This is a genomic window from Pseudomonas sp. 05N432 (genome assembly GCF_056396945.1).
On record NZ_JBFTMM010000036.1, the window covers coordinates 1 to 15601 of the forward strand.

20 protein-coding genes and 1 tRNA gene are annotated in these 15601 nt (G+C 59.8%); 20 read left to right on the plus strand and 1 reads right to left on the minus strand.

Annotated features, from left to right (window positions below; translation table 11 throughout):
- Positions 1–103: 103 nt before the first annotated feature.
- Positions 104–1765, minus strand: a complete 1662-nt coding sequence (locus tag AC1DHT_RS28875; RefSeq protein WP_427544698.1) for an OFA family MFS transporter — start codon at positions 1763–1765, stop codon at positions 104–106.
- A 274-nt stretch (positions 1766–2039) separates the two neighbouring features.
- Between AC1DHT_RS28875 and AC1DHT_RS28880 the strand changes: the two genes are divergently transcribed.
- The 20 genes from AC1DHT_RS28880 to AC1DHT_RS28975 form a co-directional block, all read left to right on the plus strand.
- Entirely contained in the window at positions 2040–2438 is a 399-nt protein-coding gene (locus AC1DHT_RS28880) for an acetyl-CoA sensor PanZ family protein (RefSeq protein ID WP_427544696.1), read from the plus strand.
- A gap of 82 nt (positions 2439–2520) precedes the next feature.
- Complete coding sequence (locus AC1DHT_RS28885; RefSeq protein WP_427544694.1) at positions 2521–4752, plus strand: AsmA family protein; 2232 nt, start codon at positions 2521–2523, stop codon at positions 4750–4752.
- On the plus strand, positions 4749–5816 hold the full coding sequence (gene mutY / locus AC1DHT_RS28890; protein ID WP_103319677.1) for an A/G-specific adenine glycosylase: 1068 nt from the start codon (positions 4749–4751) through the stop codon (positions 5814–5816). The genes AC1DHT_RS28885 and mutY overlap by 4 nt, the downstream gene beginning before the upstream one ends.
- A complete protein-coding gene (locus AC1DHT_RS28895) occupies positions 5813–6085 on the plus strand; it encodes an oxidative damage protection protein (protein WP_019691289.1) in 273 nt (90 codons plus the stop codon). Before mutY ends, AC1DHT_RS28895 begins: the two co-directional genes overlap by 4 nt.
- A 103-nt stretch (positions 6086–6188) precedes the next feature.
- Positions 6189–6264, plus strand: a tRNA-Phe gene (locus tag AC1DHT_RS28900).
- Between the two features lie 208 nt (positions 6265–6472).
- Entirely contained in the window at positions 6473–7678 is a 1206-nt protein-coding gene (locus AC1DHT_RS28905; RefSeq protein WP_427544692.1) for a tyrosine-type recombinase/integrase, read from the plus strand.
- On the plus strand, positions 7675–8232 hold the full coding sequence (locus AC1DHT_RS28910) for a hypothetical protein (protein WP_427544690.1): 558 nt from the start codon (positions 7675–7677) through the stop codon (positions 8230–8232). Before AC1DHT_RS28905 ends, AC1DHT_RS28910 begins: the two co-directional genes overlap by 4 nt.
- Before the next feature lie 136 nt (positions 8233–8368).
- Entirely contained in the window at positions 8369–8620 is a 252-nt protein-coding gene (locus AC1DHT_RS28915; RefSeq protein WP_427544688.1) for a helix-turn-helix transcriptional regulator, read from the plus strand.
- Positions 8621–8926, plus strand: coding sequence for a helix-turn-helix domain-containing protein (locus AC1DHT_RS28920; protein ID WP_427544687.1), 306 nt, complete (start codon positions 8621–8623; stop codon positions 8924–8926).
- A complete protein-coding gene (locus AC1DHT_RS28925) occupies positions 8923–9579 on the plus strand; it encodes a KilA-N domain-containing protein (RefSeq protein ID WP_427544685.1) in 657 nt (218 codons plus the stop codon). The genes AC1DHT_RS28920 and AC1DHT_RS28925 overlap by 4 nt, the downstream gene beginning before the upstream one ends.
- Before the next feature lie 457 nt (positions 9580–10036).
- Positions 10037–10282 carry a hypothetical protein gene (locus AC1DHT_RS28930; protein ID WP_427544683.1) on the plus strand — a complete coding sequence of 82 codons (246 nt, stop codon included), beginning with the start codon at positions 10037–10039 and terminating at the stop codon, positions 10280–10282.
- Entirely contained in the window at positions 10279–10611 is a 333-nt protein-coding gene (locus AC1DHT_RS28935) for a hypothetical protein (protein WP_427544681.1), read from the plus strand. The genes AC1DHT_RS28930 and AC1DHT_RS28935 overlap by 4 nt, the downstream gene beginning before the upstream one ends.
- Before the next feature lie 3 nt (positions 10612–10614).
- On the plus strand, positions 10615–10890 hold the full coding sequence (locus AC1DHT_RS28940; protein WP_427544679.1) for a hypothetical protein: 276 nt from the start codon (positions 10615–10617) through the stop codon (positions 10888–10890).
- Positions 10883–11104 (plus strand): hypothetical protein, encoded by a 222-nt coding sequence (locus tag AC1DHT_RS28945; protein WP_427544677.1) that lies wholly within the window; start codon positions 10883–10885, stop codon positions 11102–11104. Before AC1DHT_RS28940 ends, AC1DHT_RS28945 begins: the two co-directional genes overlap by 8 nt.
- Positions 11101–13311 carry a DUF927 domain-containing protein gene (locus tag AC1DHT_RS28950; RefSeq protein WP_427544675.1) on the plus strand — a complete coding sequence of 737 codons (2211 nt, stop codon included), beginning with the start codon at positions 11101–11103 and terminating at the stop codon, positions 13309–13311. Before AC1DHT_RS28945 ends, AC1DHT_RS28950 begins: the two co-directional genes overlap by 4 nt.
- On the plus strand, positions 13304–13645 hold the full coding sequence (locus AC1DHT_RS28955) for a hypothetical protein (protein WP_427544673.1): 342 nt from the start codon (positions 13304–13306) through the stop codon (positions 13643–13645). The genes AC1DHT_RS28950 and AC1DHT_RS28955 overlap by 8 nt, the downstream gene beginning before the upstream one ends.
- A gap of 18 nt (positions 13646–13663) precedes the next feature.
- Positions 13664–13978 (plus strand): hypothetical protein, encoded by a 315-nt coding sequence (locus AC1DHT_RS28960; protein ID WP_427544671.1) that lies wholly within the window; start codon positions 13664–13666, stop codon positions 13976–13978.
- Positions 13975–14580 (plus strand): hypothetical protein, encoded by a 606-nt coding sequence (locus AC1DHT_RS28965; RefSeq protein ID WP_427544669.1) that lies wholly within the window; start codon positions 13975–13977, stop codon positions 14578–14580. The genes AC1DHT_RS28960 and AC1DHT_RS28965 overlap by 4 nt, the downstream gene beginning before the upstream one ends.
- Positions 14581–14681: 101 nt before the next feature.
- Positions 14682–15068: a hypothetical protein gene (locus AC1DHT_RS28970; protein WP_427544667.1), complete on the plus strand. Its 387-nt coding sequence runs from the start codon at positions 14682–14684 to the stop codon at positions 15066–15068.
- Positions 15069–15073: 5 nt separating this feature from the next.
- Positions 15074–15601: tail assembly protein (locus AC1DHT_RS28975; RefSeq protein ID WP_477761577.1), on the plus strand; the 528-nt coding region annotated here is incomplete at its 3' end.

Consider the following 15601-nt stretch of genomic DNA (forward strand, 5'->3'; position numbering starts at 1 on the left):
TGGGAGCGAGCCTGCTCGCGATAGCGGCCTGACAATCAACAGAGATGTTGAATGTGGAGGCCTCATCGCGAGCAGGCTCGCTCCCACAGGGGTATTGCGTTTGTTAGTGGAACAGGACAGCTGTCTTCTGCAACGTCACCCAAACACCCCACGCCAGCGGAATGCCCACCACCAGCCATGCAGCAACGGCCAATGGCACGCTACCCGAGGAGGCTTTCCACTCCAGCACGGTCGTGCTGTTCGCGCCCTTGTCGTGACCCAGCGCCTGTTCGGCGGCCAGCTCGGCATCGGTCATGAAGTATTTATCCGCCACCGGGCGCACCAGCAGGTTGCAGAGGAAACCCAGCACCAGCAGGCCCGCGAGGATGTACAGGGTAATGTCATACGCAGCCGCGCGTTCGACGCCGATGCTCAACTGGTACTCACGCAGGTAGTTCACCAACACCGGGCCGAGCACGCCGGCAGCGGCCCAGGCAGTCAGCAGACGACCGTGGATCGCACCGACCATTTGCGTACCGAACAGATCTGCCAGGTACGCCGGAACCGTCGCAAAACCACCGCCGTACATCGACAGAATGATGCAGAACGCCGCCACAAACAGCGCGATGTTGCCCAGATGGCCGAGGTTCGGGATCAACGCATACAGGGCAAAACCCAGGGCGAAGAACACGAAGTAGGTATTTTTACGCCCCAGGTAATCGGAGAACGACGCCCAGAAGAACCGTCCACCGATGTTGAACAGACTCAGCAAACCGGTGAAACCGGCAGCGATTGCAGCGATCGACGCCAATTGCGAAGCGTCCAGCTGACCGAAGGTCAGGTCGTTACCGAGCAATTTACCGGCGAATACTTCCTGCAACAGCGGCGAAGCCATGCCGAGGATACCGATACCCGCCGACACGTTCAGGCACAGCACCAGCCACACCAGACGGAACTGCGGGGTTTTCCACGCAACGTTAACGTGCACGTGACGGTGAGTGATCATCGCGTTCGCGGCTTTTTTCGCCGGTGCGGTCCAGCCCTCAGGCTTCCAGCCGGTCGGCGGAACGCGGTACGACAGCGCACCGCCGATCATGAACACAAAGTAGATCGCAGCCATCACCAGGAAGCTCTGCCACACGCCGACGCCAGCCGGCGAAGCGAAATGGCCCATCAGCGCAGCCGCCAGCGGAGCACCGACCATCGCACCGCCACCGAAGCCCATGATCGCCATGCCGGTCGCCATGCCGCGCTTGTCCGGGAACCACTTGATCAACGTCGAGACCGGCGAGATGTAGCCCAGCCCCAGGCCAATCCCGCCGATGACGCCGGAGCCGATCCACATCAGCCAGATCTGGTGGGTATACACCCCCAACGCGGAAATCAGCAGACCGCCGCACCAGCACAATGCCGAAACAACACCGGCCTTGCGTGGCCCGGCATGCTCCAGCCAGCCACCCCAGATCGCTGCCGAGCAGCCGAGGAAGATGAAGAACAGGGTGTAGATCCAGCCGAGCATCGAGATCGGCCAATCACACTGGGACGAAAAAATCTGTGCGATGAAGCTCATGTCGGGTGCGCAAGCCACCGGCGCAGTCACGCCGAGGGCTTTGGACAGCGGCAGCCAGAACACCGAAAAACCGTAGGCCATGCCGATGCACAGGTGGATGGCCAGCGCGGCCGGTGGAACCAGCCAACGGTTGAAACCGGGCCTGGCGATGATCCGCTCCTTGGACAGGAACGCTGACTGGGCGGGAATAATCCCCGCCTCGGTACTCGTGCTCATTTGTGTTTCCCCCAATTATTAGTATGGTTCGCCAGACACTCTTCACTCTCGGCCTTGTTGCACGCAGGCATGACCGTTTTATCGAGTAGAGCTCCGTTCGGGCGCGACGACCGGTCGCAGAAGGACCGACGAACGGACAAAGATTACCATTTGCCCGTGACAGAAAAACCAAACTGATATCACCTTTTATGTGACATCTGTTCCGATCACACGCTAAAAAACCGTTTCACCCATTGACGGGTAATGCCCGGACAACCTTTTCACAGGAAACCCTATGCCCATCGTTGTCGAATCGCTGAACGAACCCAGCTATCAGGATCAGCAGGATCTGCAGAAGATCTACCACGACGCACCGCACTGGCTGCTGGCTCCGTTCAACGATCAGGCGCAACTGATTGAACACAGCCTGCGCGACGGCTCGCTGATCGCCGGACGCTTCAATGACCGACTGCTTGGTGCGGCGCGTCTGCACCGGCAGCAGGACATCTGGCAGCTATCCCATTTGTGCGTGCGAAAAATCACCCGTCGCCGTGGCGTGGCTGAACGCCTGGTTAGCGAAGCGCAAAAAATGGCCGAGCTCGCGGGGGCCAAATTGCACTTGCAGGCCCCGGCCGGGCACCTCGAAGCCCAGGCACTGGCCGCCAAGCTCAAATTGCCGCTGGACCAGCTCTAGAGTGATCACTGACCAGTCGTCGGTTTCGGGGCGCTATACTCCCTGGCTAAATTCGACATTGACTCATTACAAGGACTCGCCCATGAAAGCGTTCGGCAAAATCCTGGGTTTGGTACTTCTCGGGTTGTTGCTGATCATTGTGGCGCTGGGCTTTGCCCTGACCCACTTCTTCGATCCCAACGACTACAAAGACGAGATCCGCCAAATTGCCCGCGACAAGGCCCACATCGAGCTGACGCTCAATGGCGATATCGGCTGGAGCCTGTTCCCCTGGCTCGGCCTTGAACTGCACGAAGCCGGCGTCGCGACCCTGGCCAACCCGACCCAGCCGTTTGCCGACCTGCAAATGCTTGGTCTGTCCGTACGGGTGCTGCCGTTGCTGCGCCGCGAAGTGCAGATGAGCGATGTCCGCGTCGAGGGCCTGAACCTGCGCCTCAACCGTGACAAGAATGGCCACGGTAACTGGGAAGACATCGGCAAGGTTCCGCCTGTCGCCGCCAAGGTTGATGCGTCGGTTACAGGCAGCACCAGCGAGCCGGTCGCCGAAATACCCGCCACTGCGGAAAAACCGGCCCAACCGATTCGTCTCGACATCGACAGCCTGACCGTGAACAACGCGCGGGTTGAATACAACGACGAGCAAACCGGTAAGCAATTCAGCGCCGAAAGCATCCAGCTGAGCACCGGCCCGGTGCATGACGCGACCAACATTCAGGTCAAGCTGACAGCATTCCTGGCCAGCAACCAGCCGGACGTGCGGGTGCGCACCGAACTCAGCGGCGAGCTGCGTTTCGAGCGTGCCCTCCAGCGTTACCAGTTCGACGATATGAAACTGGCAGGCGAAATCTCCGGCGAACCGCTGCAAGGCAAGATCGTGACCTATGCCGCTCAAGGCCAACTGCTGTTGGATAAAGCAGCGAACGTCGCCGAATGGACCGGCATCAAGATCTCTGCCAACCAGTTGCGCGCGCTCGGCGAACTGAAAGTCAACAACCTGGACAAAACCCCGCAAATCAGCGGCGGTGTGTCGATTGCGCAATTCGACCTGGCAAAATTTGTCGACAGCATTGGCCAGAAACTCCCGGCCATGGCCGAGGGCAGCCTGAGCAAAGTCGAACTGGTCAGCCGTCTGGCGGGTACCCCGAGCAGCGTGGTGCTGGACGATCTCAACCTGAAAGTCGACGACAGCAGCTTCAGCGGGCGTATCGCTGTCGAGGATTTCGCCAAGCAATCACTGCGCGTGCAACTCAAGGGCGACACCTTCAACGCTGATCGCTACCTGCCGCCAAAATCCGCCGAAGCCAACAGCGCAGCAGTGGCTCGTCAGTCGGAAGTCAGCAGCACCGAGACCAACGCACTGGCCGGCGCTGGCAGCACACCACTGCCGAACGCCCCCACCAAAGACGCCTGGAGCAGCGACAAACTGATTCCGTCGGAACGCCTGAGCAAGCTTGATCTGGATGCAGACCTGACCTTCGGCCAACTGACCCTCGACAAGCTGTCGATCCAGAATGCCGCGCTGAAAGCCAATGGCCAGGGCGGCCTGCTGACCCTGGAAAACCTGCGCGGCGATCTCTACAACGGCAACTTCGCCGCCAAGGGCACGCTGGATGTACGCCAACCCGTGCCGTTGCTGAGCATGCAAACGCAGATCAGCAAAGTCCCGGTGGAGAACATTCTCGAAAGCCAAGGGAAAAAACCGCCAGTCAAAGGCCTGGTCACGCTCAACAGCAACCTGACCGCCAGCGGCAACAGCCAGAAAGCACTGATCGACAGCCTCAACGGCACCGCCAGTTTTGTGCTCAATAACGGCGTGCTGCTCAACGCCAACCTTGAGCAACAGCTGTGCAAAGGCATCGCCACCCTGAACCACAAAACCCTCAGTGGCGAACCGCATGGCAAGGACACCCCCTTTCAGGAACTCAAGGGCAACCTGACGTTACGCAATGGCGTGGCCAGCAATCCGGACCTGAAAGTCCGCATCCCGGGCATGACCGTCAACGGCAACGGTGACGTCGACCTGCGTGTGCTGGGCATGGATTACCGCATCGGCATCATCGTCGAAGGCGACAAGAGTGACATGCCGGACCCGGCCTGCCAGGTCAACGAGCGTTACGCTGGCATCGAGTGGCCATTGCGCTGCCGAGGACCACTGGAGCTCGGTGCCAAGGCCTGCCGCCTGGACAACGAGCGCCTCGGCCAGGTCGCGGGCAAGTTGGCGGGCGACAAGCTCGGCGAAAAAATCGATGAGAAACTCGGCGACAAAGTCAGTCCAGAACTGAAAAACGCCCTCAAGGGGTTGTTCAAGCGATGAAAGCCGAGCAGTTCTCAACCGCGGTGCTGGACTGGTACGACCGCCATGGCCGTCACGACCTGCCCTGGCAACAGGGCATCACCCCGTATCGGGTGTGGGTCTCCGAAATCATGCTGCAGCAAACTCAAGTCAGCACCGTGCTGAACTACTTCGACCGGTTCATGGCGTCGTTGCCAACGGTCGAAGCCCTGGCCGCCGCGCCGGAAGATGAAGTGCTGCACCTGTGGACCGGACTGGGTTACTACACCCGCGCCCGCAACCTGCAAAAAACCGCGAAGATCGTCGTTGCCGAGTACGGCGGCGAGTTTCCCCGGGATGTCGAAAAACTCACTGACTTGCCGGGCATCGGCCTGTCCACTGCGGGCGCCATCGCCAGCCTGAGCATGGGCCTGCGCGCGCCGATTCTCGACGGCAACGTCAAACGGGTGCTTGCGCGCTTTACCGCGCAAGAGGGCTACCCCGGCGAACCAAAGGTTGCCAAACAGCTGTGGGCCAACGCTGAGCGCTTTACACCTTATGATCGAGTCAACGCCTACACCCAGGCGATGATGGACCTGGGCGCGACGCTCTGCACCCGCAGCAAGCCAAGTTGCCTGCTGTGTCCACTGGAAAAGGGCTGCGAAGCGCACATGCTCGGCCTGGAGACCCGCTACCCGATTCCCAAACCGCGCAAAACGGTGCCACAGAAGCGCACGCTGATGCCGATGCTCGCCAACCGCGACGGCGCCATTCTGCTTTACCGCCGCCCTTCCACGGGCTTGTGGGGCGGTTTGTGGAGCCTGCCGGAACTCGACGATCTCGGTGATCTGGAACATCTGGCACTGCAACACTCGCTGGAACTGGGCAAGCACGTTGAACTGCCGAGCCTGGTGCACACCTTCAGCCATTTCCAACTGGCTATCGAACCCTGGCTGGTCCAGGTCCAGGAGGCCGGCCATCACGTGGCCGAGGCCGACTGGCTCTGGTATAACCTCGCCACCCCGCCGCGCCTGGGCCTTGCCGCTCCGGTGAAAAAACTGCTGAAGCGCGCGGCCGATGTATTGAACGCAGGAGAGTCGTCATGACCCGCACCATCATGTGCCGCAAGTACAAAGAACAATTACCAGGCCTGGAGCGCGCTCCGTTCCCGGGCGCCAAAGGTCAGGACATTTTTGACCACGTCTCGGCCAAGGCCTGGGCCGACTGGCAAAAACACCAGACCCTGCTGATCAACGAAAAACGCCTGAACATGATGAACGCCGAAGACCGCAAATATCTTCAGGGCGAGATGGACAAGTACTTCTCCGGCGAGGAATACGCCAAGGCCGAAGGCTACGTTCCACCTGCCGAGTAATCCCGTGAAAATGGGGGTTGGATCGTAAGCGACGGTAATAATTAAATATTTTTTGAAAACTTGCTTGACGACCCCCTGAAAAACCCGTTTAATGCGCCCCGTTGCCCAGATAGCTCAGTCGGTAGAGCAGGGGATTGAAAATCCCCGTGTCGGCGGTTCGATTCCGTCTCTGGGCACCACCTTTCGTTTTCAGGTGATGCCAAGCACACCTGAAAACACACAAGAAGCCCGCCTAGTGCGGGCTTTTTGCTTTCTACGGTTCCCAACCCTTCCCTTGTAAGCCCAAACATATGTGAGTAGATTCGTGAGTAGATCCAGTTCGGTCTAGAAATCTACTCACACCAGCGCGGCAAAACGCCCGGCTGGTGCGGCCTGCAAGGAGGCAGCGTGCCACTCTCAGATACCACCATCCGTACCGCCAAGCCGAAGGACAAGCTTTACCGGCTGACCGACGCCAACGGTTTATGCCTTGAAGTAACCCCGACCGGCTCCAAGCTATGGCGCTATCGGTACCGCTTCAACGGCAGCGCGAAGATGCTGGCGATCGGTGCATACCCTGCCATCACCCTGCTAAAAGCCCGCCAGCTTCGCGATGGGGCGCGCCAGCTACTGATTGAGGGCACAGACCCCGGCGAGCAAAAGAAAGCAGCCAAACAGGCGCAGAGGGTCGAGGGGCTGACTTTCGAGACGCTGGCACGTGAGTGGTTCGCTTACAACGCCCCTCGCTGGGCAGAGAGCACTACCTACAAAGCCAAGCTGTATCTGGAGAATGATCTGATTCCGGGTATCGGCGCCCGCCCGGTGAAAGCGATCACCCGGCCCGATCTGGTGGAGTTGGTGCGCAAAGTGGAAGCCAGGGGCACGCTGAATGCCGCCGGCAAGATCCGCCAATGGCTACACCAGATATTTCGGTATGGGCTGGCCAAGGGCGTCGTAGAGGTCAATCCGGCCACCGATCTGAACGTGGTAGCTGCGCCAACAAAAGCCGCTCGCCATCACCCGCACATCACCTTTAACGAATTGCCCGAGCTTCTGGGCAAATGCGAAGCTGCGAACATCCATACCCTGACCCGGCACGCTATCCGTCTGCTCGCGTTGACAGCCGTTCGCCCTGGCGAACTTCGCCAAGCCCCTTGGACAGAGTTCGACCTAGAGGGCGCTGCCTGGACGATTCCAGCCGAACGCATGAAAGCCCGCCGGCCTCATATCGTCCCCCTGCCCCGCCAGGCCGTTGCCATCCTGCGCCAACTCCAAGAGGTCACTGGGCGCTATGCATTGGTTTTTGCTGGCGCCAATCCCGATCGCCCTATGAGCGAGAACACGGTGAACAAAGCACTGCGAGTGATGGGCTACGAAGGTCGGCAGACAGGCCATGGCTTCCGCCACCTGCTGAGTACCGAACTGAACGGGCGCGGGTACAACAAGGACTGGATCGAGCGCCAGCTTGCCCACGGTGACAGTGACGAGATCCGTGGCACCTATAACCATGCGGCCTATGTCGAGCAACGCCGGGGAATGATGCAGGAATGGGCTGACTCCATTGACGCGCTATGTGCTGGTGCGAAGGTAGTTTCTATTCGGAGTGCCGTATGAGTACAAAACCCACAAAGATCGAACGTGAGTTCATGGAGCCTTTGGATCGCCTGATTGAAGAGTTTGCAGAGGCACAGAGCCAAAGCGATCCATTAAATTTCCAACAACTGAAAAGACTGATGGAGCTTTCCCTCGAAAATAAAATTAGCGAAGAGAATGTCAAAGACTGCCTCGACAATGCCTTCGCGACATTTGAAAAGCTAATGATGATCCTTCCTGAAATTACACCCCGTTTGACAGAAGGGGTTTCTGGACTTGTGTTTGCTGTACTGAACAACAAAATCGCAACAGCCTGTGAAATAGCAGAGACCGAGCGCAGCCGAGCCACACCAAAGAAGAAGTCAATGGCTAAAGAAAGGGCTTGGGTCATTGCAAAGGATCTGTGGATCGCCGATATCGACAAGAAGATTCGAGTTTCTGAAATGGCTGACAAAGTATACAAAGCACTGCTTGAAGAAGGCTTTCACGATGCTTTACCAGGAAAATCTGAGCAATTGGTGAAATGGCTCAAAGAGAAAGAAGTGCCAGAACACGCAAGCCTGCCTGGTAGATAAATACCCCTATCGTCACGGTTAACCTGTTTCTCATCAGGGAAAACCAATTTGTCGTGACTGTAGAGGATTTTTAAAAAAAGGGCTTCCGTCGAATATTCAGCCATCGTAACCAACACCGCCCCAGGAGGCGCAGTCGATGGCAACTCAAGCCCACCCTATTCGCAAATCTGAACAACCGACTACCACAGGGGATCATCCCCGTCGCTTTATCAAGCTTGGCGAGGTCAAGGCTCTGACCACGCTCTCTACATCTGAGATTTACCGTCGCATTGCAGCAGGGCGCTTCCCTAAACAGGTGATGCTTGGGCCAAAGTCTGCAGTCTGGATTGAGGCCGAGGTAATTGCCTGGTGCGACTCGTTGGTCGCTTTGCGAGTAGAGGCGGCCTAGATGACCGACCAAAAAAATGGCCAACCTAATAAGGCCAGCCACGAAAATACTCACGTAGAGAATACCAGCAACGACGCCCAACTAGCGCGGCTTGTTCCGCGCCTACGCCAGGGGCCTGCCGACACCTTCGCAATCATGCGCGACCTGAACATCTGCCGTCCTGGTGCGCGGATCTGCGATCTTAGGAACGCCGGTTACAAGATCATTACCAACCGCATCACGATGACGGACGAGTGGGGCCGCATCCACCGTGGTGTTGCTGTCTACACACTGATCTCCGAGCCCGGTGCGAAGGTGGCGGCATGACAGCCCGCATAATTCCCTTCGACTACGAGGGCCAGGCCGTGCGTTTCAATGCCGACGGCTGGATCAATGCAACTGAAGCCGCTGCGCAGTTCGGCAAAGAGCCCGCACAATGGCTCAGGTTGCCCGATGCAATCCGCTATCTGGAAGGTCTGCAGCGTACATATGGGGAAATCACATATGTAAAAACCAGCCGCGCAAGGAAGGACCGCGGCGGCGGTACCTGGCTCCACCCCAAGCTAGCGGTGAAGTTCGCCCGCTGGCTCTCTGTGGACTTTGAGATCTGGTGTGACGAGCAGGTAGATGCCCTGCTGCGCGGCGAGTCGAAGCCATGGGCCAGCGCCCGGCGTGAGGCTGCCATAGGCTACCGCGCCGTGTGTGATGCGCTGGCGCTCAACTGCGAGGCTCAAGGCAAGACGCCTCAGCGACACCACTTCATCAACGAAGCTCGACTCATCAACGAGGTGATTACCGGGGCGTTCGTCGGACGCAACCGCGACCAGTTGAACGCTGGTGAGCTGGAGCTAGTCACCCTGGCCGAGCTGCGCGACACGGCACTGATTGGCTCGGGCATGGCCTACGCCGAGCGTAAAGCTAACCTGCTGTGCTACGTCCATGGGCTACAGAGCAAACACCGGCGGAGGATTGCCGCATGACGCCCACTCAATCATTCCCAACTGTTGCCAAGCTCGCCCATCGGAGTTATCGTCCGCCCGTCGCTGCAAATTCAGCGACCGGGTTTTGCAGCCCGAATATCGTTAGGCGCATAAGCGCCACCGTCTCGAAAGTTGGCGCTTTTTTCATGCCTGCAACTTCGTTTTATGGTGGCTGTGCGTGGGGCGCTTTCGAGCGCGCCGGGCTCCTAACGTCCCGGTCTGCAAACCTGCGCACAGCCGCCACCCAATTCTGTTTTGCAGCAGGTAGTGGCGGCTCCTCAACGTTAGGAGCTGTACCAATGAAACACGCCCTCAATCCGTCCGCTCTTCGCGCATTTGCTCACCGCCGCATGGCTTTGAGCGCCCTCCGCGCAAACTCGTCCCTCTCCGTTCGCCTCACTCGCTACAACGCCCACATGACCATCGTTCGCACCCTGGAAGCTCAAGGCGGTGCGCAATGACCCAGAGCACCGCCAACATCGCCGACGACGCACTTGACCTGCTGCGCGCTACCCAGGAACGCATCAATCACATGCGAGTGCTGTTCAACTCCATCATCAAGGACATGAAGCACGGCACGTCGCACGACATCGAGGAGCTGGCGAACCTCGGCGGCTTTCTCGGCTACGACTGGGCGAACTACGTCGATTCTGAGGTGGAGAAGATGCAAGAGGTTCTGGACGCCGCGGAGGTGGCCAAATGAGCGCGCAAATCAAAATCCGTGACGACCTGAGCTTCACGACGCGTGATTCCGAAGGGCGATTGATCAACTGGCCGCGGAACAATCCCGGTGTAGCGGCTGACTGGCAGAAGGGTGTCGACTTCTTCGAAGGTGAAGTGCGCGACCTGGCGGCGCACGATGAAACTGAAGCGTTCTACGCCATCCAGTTCGCACTTGTCGGGATGGGTGGCCGCTACACCTGTCTTGAAATTGGCTTCATTGATCGCGTGGCCCGGGCGGCGGTAATTGGGCTTCGTGTTATTCGCGGCGGCGCAACACGGTTCGAACCGACCGACTCCGAAGAGATTTAAACCATGAAAATTCAAAACGGCGCACTAGCGTCGACGGGATCGGCTTGCCCGAAGAAAGCCAAAGAGCTGTTTTACGTCAGTCACCCGAAGGTGCCAAAGGCATTGCTGGGGCCATTCCTGACCGAGGTCGACGCGGAGTGCGGGCGCGTAGTTATGCGTAGTGCTGATGCCCAGGTGACGACCTGCCTGGTCGACTCAATCGACGAGCTGACCTATTGGCATGCGGTGAACAACGGCCGGGTTTGTCGAGCCTTCGCTGGGAGCGCCAGCCATGGGTAACGTGATTCCTTTCGAGCTGGGCGCCATCACCGTGCGCGACGACGTGCCGCCGCATATGGACGACTACGGCCGGATTTTGTTGATCGGCGCATTCAGCGATCTGGTGCAACTGCGTGACAGCGCGGCGAACGAGCACAGCCGCAAGCAAGCCGACGCAATCGTTAAACAGATCGGCCGCGTGCTGGCGCGATACGAACCGGAGGGCGCCGCATGAGGGGCACTCCAAAGCTAACCATCGTCGGTGATGATCCGCTTCATAGCCTCGTACTCCCCAGGCTGGATGGAGTGAGGCGGTCCGCAACGGATAACTACATGGCCAAATGTCCTGCGCACCAGGACAAGTCACCATCGTTAAGCGTGGCGTCCGGCATTGACGGTCGCGTGCTGATTCATTGCTTCGGCGGCTGCGCTACCTCTGATGTTCTCGCCGCAATCGGCCTTGAGCTCAAGGACTTGTTTGCCGGGAATCTGAGCGACACGGCACGACTCGACTACCAGCGAAAGTCCCTGGAGAGCGCCCGCAATCAGGCAAGGCTGATCCAGACTATTGCCGCCGCTCAGCTAGACCGTGGGGAAGCGCTCAGCGCCATTGATCTGGACCAGTTACAAACTGCCGTAGGACGAGAGCGAGAGATCAATGATCAGCTCGCAGAACTCGACGTAGACGGGACAGTGAGAGTTGCTCCCGACAGGCCATGCTGGGCCGTGTACGAGCATTGGGTGACCAACGAGAAAGGTCGCAAGCTGCGCCCGGGCGTCTACTGGCACGGCTTCAAACGCACGGCCGCCGACCAGGACGACGCTGAGGGCGATACCGGTGACCGTCCCATCACTGATGAGTGGATCGCCAGCCCCGTCACGGTCGTGGCCCGCACCACCAACAGCGACAATGGGAGCGAGGGGCGTCTGCTGCGCCTGGTCACCGAGGGTGGCATTAAGGAATGGATCATCGCCATGGAGGTGTTCGGCGGCAGCGGCGAGGACGCCCGGCGTGCCTTGTTCGGCATGGGCGTCATTATCGCCCTGAAGAAACGCGGCACCTTCATGGAGTACCTGCTTGACCAACACCCTGCCGAGGTGTTCGCCACCACCAGCCGACCGGGTTGGCATGAGTCGGGGGCGTTCGTGCTGCCCGGGCGGACGATTGGCAGCGACAAAGTGCGGTACCAGGCCAGCAACAAGGCTCAGGTTCTTTTCAGCCGCCGCGGCGAGCTGGCGCTATGGCAGACGGAAGTGGCCGCGAAGTGCGCCGGCAACCCGGTGCTGACCCTGGCGATCGGCTGCTCGCTGGCCGGCCCGTTGTTGAGTCTGGTCGGCGTGCTGGGGGGTGGTGTTCACCTGGTGGGCGACAGCTCGAGCGGCAAGTCCTTGGCACAACTGATCGGCTCGTCGGTGTGGGGTGACCCGGGCGTATTCGCCGCCAGTTGGGACATGACCAAGGGCGGCCTGGAGATCGAGGCGTCGAGCCGTAACGACACCATCTTGCCGTTGGACGAGATCAAACGCGCCGACCCGAAGCGCGTACAGGAAATGGCCTACTCGCTCGCCAACGGCCAGGGCAAAGGCACCATGACCCGTGAGCGTGAAGGTCGCGCCAAATTGAGCTGGCGCCTGCTGACGCTCTCCAGTGGCGAGCGCTCGCTCTCCGAACACGCCGCGATATCCGGCAATGCCGCTCACGCTGGCGCCGAGTTGCGCATGGTCGACGTGAACGCCGGCACCCGCACGCATCGGGCCTTTGACGAATTGCACGGGCTTGAGGGCGCGGACTTCCACCGGCAGCTCACCGTGGCCGTCGGCGCCCACCATGGCCACCTCGGGCCAGCGTTCGTCGAGAAGCTGCTCGCCAGTGACGACCGTACTGGACTGCTCGAAGACTTCGCCGGCGTGCGCGCCAGCTTTGTGGAGGACAACGCTCAGGCCGGGCGCGTGGCCGATCGGTTCGCCGTCATCGCGCTGGCGGGCGAGATGGCCATCGCCTACGGCCTGCTGCCATGGAAACCGGGCACCGCCCTCGCCGACTGCCGCTTGCTCTATGGCGAATGGCTCAGTCGGGTAGGCAGCGGGAATGCTGAAGACCGACAGATCCTCGCCGGCATTCTCGACTTCATCGATCGCCATGGCAGTAGCCGCTTTTCCGATGTCGATGACGTGACGCCTGACACCAAGGTATTCAACCGCGCCGGCTATTGGGAGCTGACGGGCAATAACCGCCTGTACCTGTTCAACAAGCCGGCACTGATCGAAGCTGCCCATGGCTACGGCCTGTCTCGCATCATCAAAGCGCTGGAAGGCGCGAACGTCCTGGCCCGCCGCGACAACGAACGCAAAACCAAAAACTACCGGCTCCCCGGTGGTGGCCAGGCACGCCTGTACGTGGTCGATCCCGAGGCAATGGACCGCGAAGGGGGTGGTGTATGACGCCTCCACTCGGGCAAATCAGCATTGCCCAAATACACAGGAACCTAGAATCACTGGCAACAGTGGCAACACCGGCAACGGCCTTGTGGGACGTGGCTTGCAGCCGTTGCCACCCTATAAAAAGAGTGGCAACAACTGGCAACACACACCTCAGTTTCAATATAAGGGGCCAGCTCAACCCGTCAGCCTGGTTATCACTGTTGCCGGTAAAAATCCGGTGGCAACAATTTGGAAGCATTGGCAACACCTGGAGGCCACGGTTTACGGGGCTGTTGCCATTGTTGCCGCTGTTGCCGGCGTTTTTGAAATCACAGGAACATTGGATTACGAGTAATCAGGCCGAGGTGGCGCTATGAGCCTCCTGTCCGCCCTGCTCGATCACATGCCGCCGGCCATCGCCGGGACCGACTCCACAAAATTGCGGAGTCGCCCTCAGTCTCGCCCGCATTTGGTGCTGGCCAACCGCGTCGAGCACCCTGCCCAGTTCGTTACCGGCCCCCATGCCAGTGCCGCCACGGCCACACCTGAGTGGCGACAGGCCCGTGACCAGTACCTCAACCACATCATGGTTTGCCGCTCCTGCTACGCGCCCACCGGCCGCCACTGCTCGGCTGGCGTTGACCTGCGCGCCGCTTACGACTCAACGCCCATGGAGAAAGCCCAATGAGCACCAGCCTCGTCATTGCCCTGGTCGACATCGCCAGGAAACCCGGCGCCAGCATGAGCACTAGCCTGATCACCACCCGGCGGATCTGCCGCGCTTTCGGTGCGCGGCTTGACTCGATCCGCGACGAGCGCCGGGCCATCCGCCGCAAGGCCAGCAAGTTGCGCCAATACCTGCCATTCACCGCCAGCACCATCGCCGAGCTCGAGCAACGGGCCGCCGACCACCGTCGCGTGGAGTCGGACGACCTCCGCACAGTGCTCGTCGGGTTCGGGCGCTCGCTGGTGCTGGATACCGAGGGGCTGGCCAACGGGCTTGGCTTCGATCGGCTGTGCGACCTGCTGGCGATCAATACCGTGGAGCGCGAGACAGCGCGCAAGGAGGGCTTGGCCAGCCTGGCCGATCTGGTGTTCGCCTACGCACTGGAGGACAGCGCCGCCCGCCGAGGTCAGGAATGGAACGACGCACCGCTGTTCAACGCCTGCCGACTCGCAACCATGAATTTCATCAGGGAATGCCCAGAGCACCTTCTGCCCGACCCGTTCGCGCCTGGTGCGCCATTCGGCCCAAGGCTGCCGCCCGACCTGCGCCTCGTCGGCAAATGACCCCATCGGTACGCGACACGTTTTCGTAATTCGCAAAACGTGTCGCGACACACAGAGCAACACAACCGGGCATCAGCCCATCACCAACGCCAGAGGTGTACATGACAGACCAAGGCAGCAATACAGCGAGCCAACCGCCCACACACCAAGAGCGCTTCGCAGAGGCGTGCAAGACCTTAGATTTTTCCAGCGATGCGCGAGTGATCGGAGGGTATGTCGTCTGGGAGGTCCAGCACCTCCGCGACGGCCAGAAGGTGACCATAGACGGGCCCTTCTTCAGCGAGAGCGAGGCCAGGATCTCGGCCGATCTGTTGCGTGGGACTTTCCGCGGGGCTCGCGCTTATCAGGCCATTCATTGCTCAGCCTGGAACCCAAATCCGCAACGCGAGAAGGCTATTCGTGACGACGCAATGGCATCCCGAATGATCCTGGCGATGCAACTGCGTGTCGACGTGCCCACCAACAGCGCCACGGGCGCACCGGAGTAAAAGCGATGGCAATGACCACCAACTACGGCAGCAAAACTCGAATCTTGCTCAGCGGTTCGGCCGCGAAGTTGTTCGGGCGTGAACACACTTACGAGTTGTCGACCGGCGACGTGCGCGAGGCGGTAAAGGCGATCGACGTAAACCATCCAGGCTTCGCACGGTATCTCGCAACTGCGAAACAGATGGGGCTTGAGTTTGCGATTTTTCGGAACCGTAGGAACGTCGACGAAAAGGAACTGGCGCTGGGCGGCGCGAAGGAAATACGCATTGTGCCGGTGGTTTGTGGCAGCAAGCGCGCCGGGCTTCTGCAGACCATCATTGGTGTCGCGCTGATTATCGCCAGTCCGTTTACCAATGGAGCGACACTCGCCCCAGGTATTGCCATGGTCGCCGGCGGCGTTATTCAAATGCTCAGCCCCCAGGCCCAAGGCCTTAAAACCAGTGCTCCCCCAGAAAATCATCCGGGATATGCATTTGGCTCCGCCAAGAACACCACAGCAAGCGGTAATCCGGTGCCTCTCTGCATCGGTCAT

Bases quoted from the DNA above. Each gene is read 5' to 3' on its own strand.
- AC1DHT_RS28915 (WP_427544688.1), top strand. From the start codon at position 8,369: ATGGCAACTCAAGCCCACCCTATTCGCAAATCTGAACAACCGACTACC.
- mutY (WP_103319677.1), top strand. From the start codon at position 4,749: ATGAAAGCCGAGCAGTTCTCAACCGCGGTGCTGGACTGGTACGACCGC.
- AC1DHT_RS28960 (WP_427544671.1), top strand. From the start codon at position 13,664: ATGAGCCTCCTGTCCGCCCTGCTCGATCACATGCCGCCGGCCATCGCC.
- AC1DHT_RS28880 (WP_427544696.1), top strand. From the start codon at position 2,040: ATGCCCATCGTTGTCGAATCGCTGAACGAACCCAGCTATCAGGATCAG.
- AC1DHT_RS28940 (WP_427544679.1), top strand. From the start codon at position 10,615: ATGAAAATTCAAAACGGCGCACTAGCGTCGACGGGATCGGCTTGCCCG.
- AC1DHT_RS28965 (WP_427544669.1), top strand. From the start codon at position 13,975: ATGAGCACCAGCCTCGTCATTGCCCTGGTCGACATCGCCAGGAAACCC.
- AC1DHT_RS28920 (WP_427544687.1), top strand. From the start codon at position 8,621: ATGACCGACCAAAAAAATGGCCAACCTAATAAGGCCAGCCACGAAAAT.
- AC1DHT_RS28930 (WP_427544683.1), top strand. From the start codon at position 10,037: ATGACCCAGAGCACCGCCAACATCGCCGACGACGCACTTGACCTGCTG.
- AC1DHT_RS28925 (WP_427544685.1), top strand. From the start codon at position 8,923: ATGACAGCCCGCATAATTCCCTTCGACTACGAGGGCCAGGCCGTGCGT.
- AC1DHT_RS28895 (WP_019691289.1), top strand. From the start codon at position 5,813: ATGACCCGCACCATCATGTGCCGCAAGTACAAAGAACAATTACCAGGC.
- AC1DHT_RS28935 (WP_427544681.1), top strand. From the start codon at position 10,279: ATGAGCGCGCAAATCAAAATCCGTGACGACCTGAGCTTCACGACGCGT.
- AC1DHT_RS28885 (WP_427544694.1), top strand. From the start codon at position 2,521: ATGAAAGCGTTCGGCAAAATCCTGGGTTTGGTACTTCTCGGGTTGTTG.
- AC1DHT_RS28945 (WP_427544677.1), top strand. From the start codon at position 10,883: ATGGGTAACGTGATTCCTTTCGAGCTGGGCGCCATCACCGTGCGCGAC.
- AC1DHT_RS28910 (WP_427544690.1), top strand. From the start codon at position 7,675: ATGAGTACAAAACCCACAAAGATCGAACGTGAGTTCATGGAGCCTTTG.
- AC1DHT_RS28875 (WP_427544698.1), bottom strand. From the start codon at position 1,765: ATGAGCACGAGTACCGAGGCGGGGATTATTCCCGCCCAGTCAGCGTTC.
- AC1DHT_RS28950 (WP_427544675.1), top strand. From the start codon at position 11,101: ATGAGGGGCACTCCAAAGCTAACCATCGTCGGTGATGATCCGCTTCAT.
- AC1DHT_RS28970 (WP_427544667.1), top strand. From the start codon at position 14,682: ATGACAGACCAAGGCAGCAATACAGCGAGCCAACCGCCCACACACCAA.